Genomic DNA, 12121 nt, shown 5'->3' on the forward strand with positions numbered 1-12121 from the left:
CCGGGACCGTCACCGGCGGGTGTGCTCAGCCGTGCACGACGGTGCTGAGCAGCAGCACGCCGCCGAGGCTGAGGAGCGACTGGAGGGACAGCATCAGGGTCCAGGTGCGGAAGGTCTGCGCCACCGACAGCTGGAAGTACTCCTTGAACAGCCAGAACCCGGAGTCGTTGACGTGGGAGAGCATCACCGCTCCCGATGCGGTGGCCAGCACCATCAGTTCCGGTGAGGTGCCGGGCGAGGCGCTGAGCAGCGGCGCGACGATGGCGGTCGCCGCGGCGGTGGCTACCGTCGCCGAACCGAGGCAGACCCGCAGCAGGGCGGCGACCAGCCAGCCCAGCAGCAGCGGGGGTATCGCCCAGTCCACGGCGTAGTCGGAGATGAGCTGGTCGATCCCGGTCTCCGTCAGCATCGCCTTGAAACCGCCGCCCGCGCCCAGGATCAGAATGATCGCGCCGACCGGGGAGAGTCCCTTGGACGCCATCTTCTGCAGCTGGCCGAGGCCGAACCCGGACCGGACGCCGAGGGCGAAGAAGGCGAAGATCACGGCTGCCAGCAGGGACAGCACGGAGGAGTTGCAGGCGTCGAAGAACTGGTAGGGCAGCGTGCCCTCGGCCGTGTTGGCCGTGCCCAGGGTGCCGATGAGCATGAGGCCCGGCGGGAGCAGCACGGTGATGAGCGCGAGGGTGAACGAGGCCGGCTTGCGGCGGTGCTCGGGCTCGGTGCTGACGGACTGGACCGGGCCGCGGTCGAGGTCGGGGGCGGGGCCGAACCAGCGGCTGATGATCCGGGTCAGGACGGGGCCGGTGAGCACGGCCATCGGGATGCCGATGATCAGGCCCCACAGGATGGTGAGGCCGGTGTTGGCGCCGTAGGCGGAGACGGCCAGGGTCGGCGAGGGGTGCGGCGGCAGCAGGCCGTGCGACACGTAGAGGCCGGCGGCCATCGGCAGTCCGACCCACAGCAGGTGGGTGTTGCTGCGCTTGGCGACGGTGTAGACCAGCGGCACCAGCATGACGAAGCTGACGTCGAACAGGTGCGGCATGCCGATCAGCAGCGCGGCGGCCGTGATGGACGCCGGGATCCACTTCACGGGCCGGGAGCCGATGAACACGGTGGCGATGCGGTCGGCGCCGCCGGAGCCGAGCAGGATGCCGCCCAGCAGCGTGCCGAGGCCGATGGTGGGACCGCTGCCGCCGAGGGTGTCCCCGAACCCGTCCTGGAACGCCTCGACGGCACGCACCGGGGCGATGCCGGACGCGATGCCGAGCCCGAGGGCGGACAGGGTGAGTGCCAGGAACGGGTGCAGCTTGGTCTTCGTGATCAGCAGGACCAGGACGACGACGGCGGCGGCACCGAGGAGGAGGTGCTGGAGGTCGGTGCTCATGCGGCGGGCTGTCCTTCCGTGCCGTCGGGGCAGCCGCGCGAGGCGCGTCCGGCACGCCAGGCGCGCAGCAGGCCGGGGTCCGGGTCGGCCAGGTCGGCCACGCGGAGCAGTTCACCGGCGGGCACGGGCCGGGCCAGGGTGGCGTGGGCGGCGAGGTAGAGGGGCGCGACGTCGTCGGGTGCGTCCTCGCCGCGCAGCAGCACGGCCCGGACACCGGTGACGTCGTGGTGGTGGCCGCCCATGGCGAGTGCGGTCCCGGCGGGCAGGTCCGTGCGGGCGCGGCCGGCGAGCACGGCGTACGAGCGGGGGTCGGTGCCGCCGGAGGGGCGGTGGTGCAGCACTGCCGAGAGCAGGCTCACCGGGGTCTCGACGCCCATGAGGTGGTACGGCAGGTAGATCGCGGCGTACCGGCCGTCCTTGCTGAGGACATGGCCCTTGTCCCGCAGCGTCTCCCAGGTCACCGGGTCGTCGGTGCGGACGACGACGAAGACACCGCCCGCGAAGGACGCCTCGCCGGGCAGGCGCAGCGCGCTGAAGACGTCCACGGCTCCGTCGCGGGCCAGCAGGCCGCCGTCCTCGCGAGGGCGGTAGACGTCGGCGAGTTCGGCGATGCGGGCGACCGGGTAGTGCAGGCGTTCCGTGTCCGGCCGGAAACCCGTGTTGTTCGCGACAACGGCCATCTCGCAGTAGTCGGCGGTGGCGCCGGTGGGCAGGTCGGCCACGGCCGCCGCGCGGGCTTCGAGGGTGGCGTGCACGTCGTCGCCGAGGTCGAGGAGCCCGGAGAGTTCCGGTGCGGGCACCGTGGTGTCCAACTGCGTGACGGTGCCGGCCTCGGGATCGAGGACGAGGTCGTACTCGGTGGACTTGCCGATCGCCACGATGTCGAGGCCGAGCAGCTCGGCCCAGGTCACCAGGCCGATCAGGTTGGCGGGCTGGTCGCCGTCGGCGGTGGTGTAGACGAGGTTCCGGGCGGCGGCGAGGTCGGCGAGGTGGAGTCCGGCGACGGAGTCGACCTCCTTGCTGACCATCGCCACGTGGCGGTCGGCGGCGAGGGCCGCTTCGGCCATGGCCAGGCCGTCCGCGGGGCTGCCGGTCGCTTCCACGAGGATGTCCCACGGGGCCGCGGTCGTCAGCGCCGCGTCGGCGACGAGGGCGATGCCGCCGCGCGAGACCGTGTCCGCCACGGCCGCCGCGTCGTGGCACTCGGCCGGCTGCGTGGTGTCGTATCCGAGTTCGTCCAGCGTCGCGCGCAGGCCGGGCAGGTCGCGGTCGCACAGGACGGCCGGGACGAGGCCGGGCAGGCGGCGGCTCTGGGCCAGGAGGGTGCGCGCGAATCCGCCGCCGGCCCCGGTCAGTGCGTACCGCACCGTCCGGCCGCCGCTGTCGGCGAACAAGTGATGCAGGTTCATGAGGCCCTCCTGAATGAGCGCGCGAGGTGGTGGCAGGGCTTCTCGCGCGGTCGGCGGGGCGACGGGGTGCCGTGGGACGCGCGTTCCAGAAGCAGCGAATGAACAACGTGTATCACCAGATCCCATCTGCGTAAAGTTTGGTAACATAATTTCACAGACCATCACGGGGGTGGCCGTCGGCCGCACCAGGAACCCGGACAGCAACGCAGGAGCACTTGATGCCGACCCTCGGGGCCATCGCAGACGATTTCACCGGCGCGACCGATCTTGCGACGATGCTGGTCGCCCGCGGTTTCCGGACCGTGGTCGCCGTCGGCGCCGACGCGGTCACCTCTCCGGCGGAGCCGGACCGGTGGGCCGACGCGGACGCCGTCGTGGTGGCGCTGAAGTCGAGAACGGCTCCCGTGGCGGAGGCGGTGGAGGACTCGCTCCGGGCACTGCGCGCGCTGCGGGCGATCGGCTGCCGGCGCTTCTATTTCAAGTACTGCTCGACGTTCGACTCCACGCCTCGCGGCAACATCGGACCTGTGGCGGACGCGCTGCTGGCGGAGACCGGCGAGCGGCGCACGGTGGTGGTCCCTTCGTTCCCCGCGACCGGGCGGACCGTGTACCGGGGGCGGCTCTTCGTCCACGACGACCTGCTCGACGAGAGCCCCATGCGCCACCACCCGCTCACCCCGATGCTCGACTCCCGTGTCGACCGGCTGCTGCGGCCGCAGACGGACCACCCGGTCGCCCGTATCGGCCTGGACACGGTCCGGGCCGGTGCGGCCCGTCTCCGCGCGGCCCTGGACGACGAGGCCCACTCCGGGGCGCTGACGGTCGTGGACGCGGTCGACGACGAGGACCTGCGCACCATCGCCGCCGCCACCGAGGACTTCGGCCTGGTGACCGGCGCCGCCGGACTCGCCGTAGGACTGACCGGCCCGCACCCGGACCAGGCGCGCGCACGTGCCGCCTCACGCCCGCGCGACCCCGGGGTCGTCCTCGCGGGCAGCGCCTCGGCCGCGACCCGGGCCCAGGTCGCCCACGCCCTGGGACGGCTGCCGCACCGGCGGCTCGACCTGGCCGGGCTCCGCGCCGACTTCGACACCGCGGTGGCCGGTCTCACCGCCTTCGTGCGCGACAGGTGGGCGAACGACCCCGCCCGGCCGCCCCTGATCTATGCCGTCGCAGCACCCGAGGACGTCGAGACCGACACCCCGGCCGGCGCGGAGCCACCGTCGAGCCTGGTGGAGAGAGCCCTCGCCGCCTGCGCGGGGGCGCTCGTGGACGCCGGGGCACGACGGCTGCTGGTGGCGGGCGGCGAGACGTCGGGAGCCGTCGTCACGGCACTGCGCGCCCGCACGCTCTCCATCGGGGCTCCCATCGCCCCGGGAGTCGCCTGGGCGCGCACCGAGGTGTGCCCGACCGGGGCCACCCACACCGTCGACCTCGCCCTCAAGTCGGGGAACTTCGGCGGCACCGACATCTTCACGCAGGCATGGGAGCAGCTCGTATGACCGCCCTCGCACACGAACTCGTCGCGGCGGCAGCCCACTTGTCCGAGCTCGGACTGAGCCCGGGCTCCTCGGGCAACGTCAGCGCCCGGGACGGCGACCGCGTCCTGGTCACCCCGACCGGTACGGACCTCGCCGCGCTGGATCCCCGGAACCTGTCGGTGCTCGACCTGGACGGCAACCGTCTCGACGGCCCGGCGCCGTCGAAGGAATACCCGCTCCACCTGGCCTTCTACCGGCGCGAGCGCGCCACCCGCGCCGTCGTCCACCTGCACTCGAGGCACGCCGCAGCGGCCTCCTGCCGCGCGCCCTGGTCCGAGCGCAGCGCGCTGCCGCCGCTGACGCCGTACTTCGTCATGCGGGTCGGACAGATACCGCTGCTCCCCTACGCCCCGCCCGGCGACCCCGCGCAGGCCGCGGTCCTGGAGCAGCTCGCCTTCCCCTGCCGCGCCGCGCTGTTGCAGAACCACGGCCCGGTCGTGGCGGGCACGTCCCTGCGCGCGGCGACGGAGGCCGCAGTCGAGGTGGAGGAGGCCTCCGCGCTCCATCTGCTCCTGGGTGACCGGCCGGTACGCCATCTCACCCCGGCCGAGGCGACCGCGCTGGCCCGGAAGTACGGCACCTACTGGGAGCCGGCGCACTGAACCACCGCCGACTCGCCGAAGGCCGCCAGGGTCGCTGCCCGGGGACCGACCGCGCTCGGCCGAGACGGTGGTGACGGCCTCGACTCCGTAGGTGCGGGCCGGGATGTCGAGGCCGTGGCCGACGAGGGTGGCACGCCTCCTCCGCATCCCGCTGCCGCTGCCGCCGGTGACCGTCGGCATGGCCTGGCACCCCGGCGCACCGCCGAGCCGTCCCCGGTCGCTCCGGCCGGCCCGGTCGCTCCCGCCGCCCGCTCCGCTTGCGAGGGCCGGGCGGCGGCGGAGACTGATACGGACGACGGCACTCCGGAGGGTCCTGGACGGATGGGCGAGCACGCGGTGCGTCCCGGCGCCGGAGCGCGGCACGGCCGAGGGGCCGACGGGCACCGACCCGCGTCCGCCCTGCCGGGCCGGCGGCCCCACACGGGCCGGAATGGCGTGGCCGCTCCTGGGCACGCGTGCTGCGGGGACCTAGTGGACCGGGGCTCCGGGCACGGCCCGGGCGTCGGCGGGACCGTTCCGCCGGGCAGGTCGGAGCGGGTCCCGTGCCCCGTGTTCGTGTCGCGCGGTCCCTGGGCGTCAGCCACTCCCCGACGAAAGGCAGTTCCATGACGGACACCCCGCCTGCCACCACCACGGACTCCGGCGCACCGGCGGAGAGCGACGAACACTCGCTCACCGCGGGCCCGGCCGGTCCGGTCCTCCTCCAGGACGCCTACCTCATCGAACAGATGGCGCAGTTCAACCGGGAGCGCATCCCCGAGCGCCAGCCGCACGCGAAGGGCAGTGGCGCGTTCGGCCACTTCGAGGTGACGCACGACGTGAGCGCGTACACCAAGGCGGCCGTCTTCCAGCCGGGCACCCGCACCGAGCTGGTCGCCCGCTTCTCGACCGTCGCCGGTGAGCGCGGCAGCCCGGACACCTGGCGCGACCCGCGCGGCTTCGCGGTGAAGTTCTACACCAGCCAGGGCAACTACGACATGGTCGGCAACAACACGCCGGTGTTCTTCGTCAAGGACCCGATGAAGTTCCAGCACTTCATCCGGTCGCAGAAGCGCCGGGCGGACAGCAACCTGCGCGACCACGACATGCAGTGGGACTTCTGGACCCTCTCGCCGGAGTCCGCGCACCAGGTCACCTGGCTCATGGGGGACCGCGGCATCCCGCGCACCTGGCGCCACATGAACGGCTACACCTCCCACACCTACATGTGGATCAACGCCTCGGGCGAGCGCTACTGGGTGAAGTACCACTTCAAGACGGACCAGGGCATCGAGTTCTTCACCCAGCACGAGGCCGACCAGATGGCCGCGGCCGACACCGACTACCACATGCGGGACCTCTTCGAGCACATCCGCGACGGCGACTTCCCGAGCTGGACGCTGCACGTGCAGGTCATGCCGTACGAGGAGGCCGCGGGCTACCGGTTCAACCCGTTCGACCTGACGAAGGTGTGGCCGCACGGCGACTACCCCCTCATCCCGGTCGGCCGCATGACGCTGGACCGCAACCCGACGGACAACCACGCCGAGATCGAGCAGGCGGCCTTCCAGCCCAACAACCTGGTCCCCGGCATCGGCCCGAGCCCGGACCGCATGCTGCTGGCCCGGCTCTTCTCGTACGCCGACGCCCACCGCTACCGGATCGGCGCGAACTACCAGCAGCTTCCCGTGAACGCCCCGGTGGTCGACGTCCGCACCTACTCCAAGGACGGTGCGATGGCCTACCGCAAGACGACCGACCCGGTCTACGCGCCGAACTCCAAGGGGGGCCCGGCCGCCGACACCGCGCACTTCGGCACGCCGCCCAGCTGGGAGACGGACGGGGCCATCACCCGCACGGCCTACGTCAGCCACGCCGAGGACGACGACTGGGGGCAGCCGGGCACCCTGGTGCGCGAGGTGATGGACGACGCGGCCCGGGACCGGCTGGTCGACAACGTGGTGGACCACCTCCTCAACGAGGTGACCGAACCCGTGCTCCAGCGGGCCTTCGAGTACTGGTCGAACATCGACCGGACCATCGGTGAGCGCATCGCCAAGGGGGTGCGGGCGAAGGCTGGCGAGAAGGACTTCAAGGCCGCCGAGCAGCGCAACCCGGCCCGGGAGTCCATGCAGGGCAAGGCCTGACCGCTCCTGCGGACCCGGCCGGTCAGGCCTCCGCCACCGGAAGCGCGTACAGGCCGGGCAGGTTGACCACGATCGCCTCCTGCGTACTGCGGGCGATGACGACCACCGCCTCGTCGGCGGGGTCGGGATTCTCCTCCCGGTGCGGGACGAACGGGGGGACGAAGACGTAGTCGCCGGGGGAGGTGCGCAGCCGTACCTCCTCGGGCCGGTCTCCCGAGTCGTCCAGGAACACGAACTCGGGATGGCCGCTGACCACGTAGATGGCGGTCTCCGACTCGCCGTGGTGATGGTCGGAGGAGGAGGTCGACGGGGCGACGTGGGTCTGGCCCATCCACAGCTTCTCGGAGCCCACCGCGCGCCCGCTGACGGCCGCGAACCTGCGCATGCCGCCGGTCTGCGCGGTGCCGCCGTCCAGGGCGTCGGCACGGATGTGGTGCAGGCGGCTGCGCAGGGGGGTGACGGCAGGCCCGTGGGCGTGGGGCAGACGGGGGTGGAAGCCCTCGCCGGGGGCTGTCAACGACTCGCTCATGGCGGGGACGCTAGAAGGGCGCCGAAAAGGATGTCAAGAGGTGTCCATTGCCTTTCACCTGCGGCAATGTTGCCGCAATGAAGGTGCGCAGGCGGTGAAGGCCCTGGGCACGGCGGCCGTGTCGGGCATCATGGGCGCATGCATATCTCCGCGAAGGCGGACTACGCCACGCGGGCCCTCCTGGAGCTAGCCCGTGAACCCGCCCGCCCGCTGACCTGTGAGGCCATCGCCTCCTCGCAGCACATCCCGTTCCGTTTCCTGAAGTCCGTCGTGGGCGAGTTGCGCCGGGCCGGTCTGGTCCGCAGCCAGCGCGGCTGCGAGGGCGGTTACTGGCTCGGCCGGCCCGCCGACGAGATCACTCTGCTGGACGTCTCCCGTGTCGTGGACGGCGAGTTGCTCACCCTTCGGGGCGAGGCCGTCGCCGCGCTGGACTATCCCGGTGCCGCGTCACGGCTGCCCGACGTGTGGCGCCGGGTCGAGGCGGACGCGGCGGCCGTTCTCGGCGGCGTGACGGTGGCCTCCCTGCTGCCGGCGGGCGACGCCCTGGCCGTGGCGGGCGAGGCGCCGGCCGGGAAGGGGGCCGCGTGACGGCGGTGCCCGACGGGCCGCCGGCGGCGACGCCGGGGACGACGGAGGTGGTCGAGTACACCGATCCGCTGTGCCCGTGGGCGTGGGGCTCCGAGCCCGTCTTCCGGCGGCTGCGCGCCACTGTGCCCGCCGGGGTCCGGTGGCGGCGCGTGTTCTGCATCCTCTTCGACGAGGACGACGACCCCGCCCCCGATCCCGCCGCGGAGACGGCCTGGTACGCGCGGTACGTCGAGGACGTCGCCCGCCACACCGGCGCCCCCCGGGCGGCTCGGCTGCGCCGGGTGGCGGCGAGTTCGTGGCCGGCCTCGCTCGTCGCCAAGGCCGCGCAGGCCCAGGGGGCGGACGTCGCCGAGCGGGTGCTGCGCCGGCTGCGGGAGACGGTCTTCGTCCTCGGCGAACCGGCCGACACCCATGAACTGGCACTCGCCGCGGTACAGGGGGTCCCGGGCCTGGACCCGGCCCGGCTGGCCGGGGACGCGCTGTCCGACGCCGTACGGGAGCGGGTGCGGGCCGACCGGGACGAGGCGCGGCGGCCGGTGCCCGAGGCCAGGTCGGCACCGGGCGGCTCGCCGCACCCCGGCGCCGCCAAGGAGACCGGGGACGGCGGCTACCGGTACGCGCTGCCGACGGTGCTGGTGCGGGCGCCGGGAGGCCACCGCGTCGTTCCGGGACTGCGCCCCTGTGAGGCGTACGAGACCGCCGTGGGCGAGATGTGCGCGGGGGCGCCGCTGACGGCCGTGCGGCTGTCGCCGGACGAGGCCCTGCTGCGTCACCGGACCCTGACCGGACCCGAGTTGGAGTTGCTGACGGACGACCGGAAGCCCCCGGTACGGGCGGTCCGCATCGAGACGGGCAACGGGCCGCTGTGGCTGCACCCGGAGGAGGCGGCGACCCATCCGGCGACGCGGCCCGGCTCCCCCGCCCTGCGGTGACAACGCTCTGATCTGCGAGGGGAGCCCGTCCCGCCCAATGAGACACCAATTGGTGTCCATTGACAGGCGCTCATGACTGCCCCCAGGATGTGCACCATGCTCACGACGCACCCCGCCGTGGTGTGCCGCTACGTGGACCTGCGGCGCACCTGCAGCGCTCTCTGTCGCTGACCGACCGCCGCGATCGGCCCGGCGGCGCCTGACCTTCCCGTCCGGCACGGCCCGCCGCCGCTGGGCGCAGCCCGCCCGCCGCCCGCGCCATTCGCCTCTCGGCCCTTCGCCGTCCCCTCCCTCCTCCCCCTCGCCCGGGACGCCGCCCGCAGTGCGTCCCGCCGCGCCCCGCCCTGCCCGTCAGCCTCGGCGCGTCCGATCCGACGTCAAGTGTGCCCGGGCGGCCTCACCTTGCCCCGTAGCCACGCCCCGGCCTGCCTGGACCCGGCCGGGGTCCGTCACAGAAAGTACGAGATGCCCGGACGACCCACGCCCCGCCGCCCAGGACCGCAGCGCCGGTCCGGCCGACTGCGTGCCACCGCACTCGGCGCCGCCCTCGCCACCGTGTTCGTCCCCGCCCTCAGCGCGTGCGGCGGTGACGCGGCCTCCGCGAGCGGTGACGCCACCCTCAAGTGGACCTCCACCTATTTCCCCGCGCACTGGGACCCCGTGGTCGGGGGAAGTGGCGCCCAGTTCCGTGAACTCTCCCTGGTGTACGCCTCCTTGACGCGCACGGACGCCGCCGGCAAGGCCGTCCCCGACCTCGCGGAGAGCTGGGAGTACAACGACAAGGGCGACCGGATCACCTTCCACCTGCGCCCGGGGCTGAAGTTCAGCGACGGCGAACCGGTGGACGGCGCGGCCGTCAAGGCGGCCGTCGAACGGGCCCAGAAGCAGAAGAACTCGGCGCTCTTCGGCGACCTCACCTCGATCGAGTCGGTGGACGCCAAGGGACTCGACGCCACCATCAATCTCAATCAAGTCGACTACCAGATACCCCAGTTGCTGGGCCAGCGCGTCCTCCAGATCGCCAGCCCCAAGGCCGCCGCCGCACCGGAGAAGCTGGACCAGAACCCGGTCGGCGCCGGTCCGTTCACCGTCACCCAGATCGTCCCCGGCACCAAGGCGGTGCTCAAGAAGAACCCGGACTACTGGGACGCGGAGAACATCCACATCGACAACGTCGAACTCACCTCCGCGCCCGACGCCTCCACGGTCGTCTCCGGACTGCAGACCGGCGTGTACAACTTCGCGGACATCGCTCCCAGTCAGGCGGACGCCGCGAAGAAGGCCGGCCTCGACGTCTTCGTCCAGCCCGGTTTCAACGCCTCCAACATCAACCTGAACATCAACAAGGCGCCGTTCGACGACGACAAGGTCGTCGACGCCGTACGGCACGCCGTCAACCGCCAGGAGTTCGTCGACAAGCTGACCTTCGGCTACGGCGAGGCGACCAACCAGCCGTTCCCCAAGGGCTACGTGGCCTACGACCCCGAGTCCGAGGACGCCTACCCCTACGACCCCGCCAAGTCGAAGAAGCTGCTCGCCGAGGCCGGTTACCGGGCCGGTGACATCAAGCTCGACCTGGTCGTCCCGGAGGAGGACCCGCAGGCCGAGATCGTGCAGTCGCAGCTGGCGAAGGTGGGCATCACCGTCGCCATCAGGATCGACAAGAACTGGGCCACGCCGTTCTTCGCCAAGGACCTCGCCTTCTCGCTCTACGGCACCACCGGCCGGGACTCCGCGGCCCAGACGCTCACCGCCCACTTCGGACCCGACGGTCCGCTCAACCTCAGCTCCCCCTACGTGCCGGAGGGCTTCGAGGCGGCGGTCGCCAAGGTGCGGCAGACCCCGCTGGACGCACCCGAGTACCCCGAGGTGCTGCGGGCGGCGACGCGGGCCGGGCTGGAGAGCAAGGCCCTGGTCTTCACCTACTCCTCCCCCAACCTCATCGCCAAGAGCAAGTCCGTCTCCGACCTGCCGAAGAACCCCGCCCACATCGACTGGACCGGCGTGACCATCGGCGGCAAGGGAGCGACCCCGTGACGGCCGGCCGGACGCTGGGCCGGGTCCTGGTCACCCTCGCCCGATCGGTGGCGATCTTCGTGCCCGTGTTCCTGGTGGCGACGTTCGTGACCTTCGCGCTGCGCTCGATGAGCGGCCTCAGTCCCGCCCGGATCCAGCTGGGCGAGGAGGCCACGCCCGAGGCGATCGCCCGGGTCGAGGCGCAGTGGGGCCTGGACCGCCCGTTCCTGGTCCAGTACGGCGACTGGATCGGCGGCGTCCTGCACGGGCAGCTCGGTGCGAGCTGGACCAACGGTGCGGACATCTCCACGCTCATCGGTCTGGGTCTCGGCGTCAGTCTCTCCGTCGCGACGTTCGCGCTCGTGATCGGTGTGGTGGTGGGCTTCGCGCTCGGCACGCTCGCGGCGCTGCACCGCACCACGTGGGTGGACCGGGCCGTCACCGGGTTCGTCACGGTGATCTCGGTGATGCCCGCCTTCGTGGTCGGCATCGTGCTGGTCGCCGTGCTCGCCGTGCAGTTGCACCTGTTCCCCTCTGCCGGGTACGTCCCGGCGGAGCAGGGACTCGGGCCGTGGCTCGCGCACATCACGCTGCCGGCCCTGGCGCTGAGCCTCGACGTCGTCGCGGATGTCGCGCGCCAACTGCGTTCCAGTCTCGTCGCCGCCCATCAGGAGAACTACGTGACGGGCGCGGTCGTCCGGGGGCTGAGTCCGCGGCGGATCTTCTTCGTGCACGTGCTGCGCAACGGCCTGGGACCGACGCTCGCCACCCTCGGCCTGAAGTTCCCTTCCCTGGTCGGCGCGTCCGTGGTCACCGAGTGGATCTTCGGGCTGCAGGGCTTCGGGCGGTTCGCCAACGACTCCGCCCAGGCCGGCGACGTACCGGCCGTGCAGGGGGTCCTGGTGGTGTCGATCGCGCTGGTCGTCGCCTTCAACCTCGTCGTCAACCTGGTGCTGGCGCGCGTCACGCCGGCCTCGCAGAGGGGGGTGTGAAC

The 12121-nt window shown here is 72.5% G+C and carries 10 protein-coding genes; 7 read left to right on the forward strand and 3 right to left on the reverse strand.

Features of this window, described 5'->3' with window-relative positions; all coding sequences use genetic code 11:
• Positions 1-25: 25 nt before the first annotated feature.
• Together ACZ6IM_RS17335 and ACZ6IM_RS17340 are read right to left on the reverse strand one after the other, a co-directional pair.
• Positions 26-1384 (reverse strand): GntT/GntP/DsdX family permease, encoded by a 1359-nt coding sequence (locus ACZ6IM_RS17335; protein WP_469557352.1) that lies wholly within the window; start codon positions 1382-1384, stop codon positions 26-28.
• Entirely contained in the window at positions 1381-2793 is a 1413-nt protein-coding gene (locus tag ACZ6IM_RS17340; RefSeq protein WP_469557354.1) for a homoserine dehydrogenase, read from the reverse strand. Before ACZ6IM_RS17340 ends, ACZ6IM_RS17335 begins: the two co-directional genes overlap by 4 nt.
• A 218-nt stretch (positions 2794-3011) precedes the next feature.
• Between ACZ6IM_RS17340 and otnK the strand changes: the two genes are divergently transcribed.
• The 3 genes from otnK (at position 3012) to ACZ6IM_RS17355 (ending at position 7062) form a co-directional block, all read left to right on the forward strand.
• A complete protein-coding gene (gene otnK / locus ACZ6IM_RS17345; RefSeq protein ID WP_469557356.1) occupies positions 3012-4295 on the forward strand; it encodes a 3-oxo-tetronate kinase in 1284 nt (427 codons plus the stop codon).
• A complete protein-coding gene (locus tag ACZ6IM_RS17350) occupies positions 4292-4936 on the forward strand; it encodes a class II aldolase/adducin family protein (protein WP_052838718.1) in 645 nt (214 codons plus the stop codon). The genes otnK and ACZ6IM_RS17350 overlap by 4 nt, the downstream gene beginning before the upstream one ends.
• A 605-nt stretch (positions 4937-5541) precedes the next feature.
• Positions 5542-7062, forward strand: coding sequence for a catalase (locus ACZ6IM_RS17355; protein WP_469557358.1), 1521 nt, complete (start codon positions 5542-5544; stop codon positions 7060-7062).
• A gap of 22 nt (positions 7063-7084) precedes the next feature.
• Here ACZ6IM_RS17355 and ACZ6IM_RS17360 read toward each other — a convergent pair whose 3' ends face one another.
• Positions 7085-7591 carry a cupin domain-containing protein gene (locus ACZ6IM_RS17360; protein WP_052838720.1) on the reverse strand — a complete coding sequence of 169 codons (507 nt, stop codon included), beginning with the start codon at positions 7589-7591 and terminating at the stop codon, positions 7085-7087.
• 138 nt (positions 7592-7729) lie between these two features.
• Between ACZ6IM_RS17360 and ACZ6IM_RS17365 the strand changes: the two genes are divergently transcribed.
• The 4 genes from ACZ6IM_RS17365 to ACZ6IM_RS17380 all read left to right on the forward strand — a co-directional run bounded on the left by ACZ6IM_RS17365 (position 7730) and on the right by ACZ6IM_RS17380 (position 12119).
• Positions 7730-8179 carry an RrF2 family transcriptional regulator gene (locus ACZ6IM_RS17365; protein WP_052838721.1) on the forward strand — a complete coding sequence of 150 codons (450 nt, stop codon included), beginning with the start codon at positions 7730-7732 and terminating at the stop codon, positions 8177-8179.
• The gene (locus tag ACZ6IM_RS17370; protein WP_469557361.1) at positions 8176-9111 is read left to right on the forward strand and encodes a DsbA family oxidoreductase; all 936 of its coding nucleotides are present in this window, start codon (positions 8176-8178) and stop codon (positions 9109-9111) included. The genes ACZ6IM_RS17365 and ACZ6IM_RS17370 overlap by 4 nt, the downstream gene beginning before the upstream one ends.
• A 465-nt stretch (positions 9112-9576) precedes the next feature.
• On the forward strand, positions 9577-11148 hold the full coding sequence (locus tag ACZ6IM_RS17375; RefSeq protein ID WP_469557363.1) for an ABC transporter substrate-binding protein: 1572 nt from the start codon (positions 9577-9579) through the stop codon (positions 11146-11148).
• Positions 11145-12119 (forward strand): ABC transporter permease, encoded by a 975-nt coding sequence (locus ACZ6IM_RS17380; protein ID WP_469557365.1) that lies wholly within the window; start codon positions 11145-11147, stop codon positions 12117-12119. Before ACZ6IM_RS17375 ends, ACZ6IM_RS17380 begins: the two co-directional genes overlap by 4 nt.
• The last annotated feature ends 2 nt before the right edge of the window (positions 12120-12121 follow it).

This window comes from Streptomyces sp. NPDC042336 (genome assembly GCF_055581985.1).

What these genes read in the sequence shown, in the direction of transcription:
- ACZ6IM_RS17335 (WP_469557352.1), bottom strand. Translation starts at nt 1,384, where the DNA reads ATGAGCACCGACCTCCAGCACCTCCTCCTCGGTGCCGCCGCCGTCGTC.
- ACZ6IM_RS17340 (WP_469557354.1), bottom strand. Translation starts at nt 2,793, where the DNA reads ATGAACCTGCATCACTTGTTCGCCGACAGCGGCGGCCGGACGGTGCGG.
- otnK (WP_469557356.1), top strand. Translation starts at nt 3,012, where the DNA reads ATGCCGACCCTCGGGGCCATCGCAGACGATTTCACCGGCGCGACCGAT.
- ACZ6IM_RS17350 (WP_052838718.1), top strand. Translation starts at nt 4,292, where the DNA reads ATGACCGCCCTCGCACACGAACTCGTCGCGGCGGCAGCCCACTTGTCC.
- ACZ6IM_RS17355 (WP_469557358.1), top strand. Translation starts at nt 5,542, where the DNA reads ATGACGGACACCCCGCCTGCCACCACCACGGACTCCGGCGCACCGGCG.
- ACZ6IM_RS17360 (WP_052838720.1), bottom strand. Translation starts at nt 7,591, where the DNA reads ATGAGCGAGTCGTTGACAGCCCCCGGCGAGGGCTTCCACCCCCGTCTG.
- ACZ6IM_RS17365 (WP_052838721.1), top strand. Translation starts at nt 7,730, where the DNA reads ATGCATATCTCCGCGAAGGCGGACTACGCCACGCGGGCCCTCCTGGAG.
- ACZ6IM_RS17375 (WP_469557363.1), top strand. Translation starts at nt 9,577, where the DNA reads ATGCCCGGACGACCCACGCCCCGCCGCCCAGGACCGCAGCGCCGGTCC.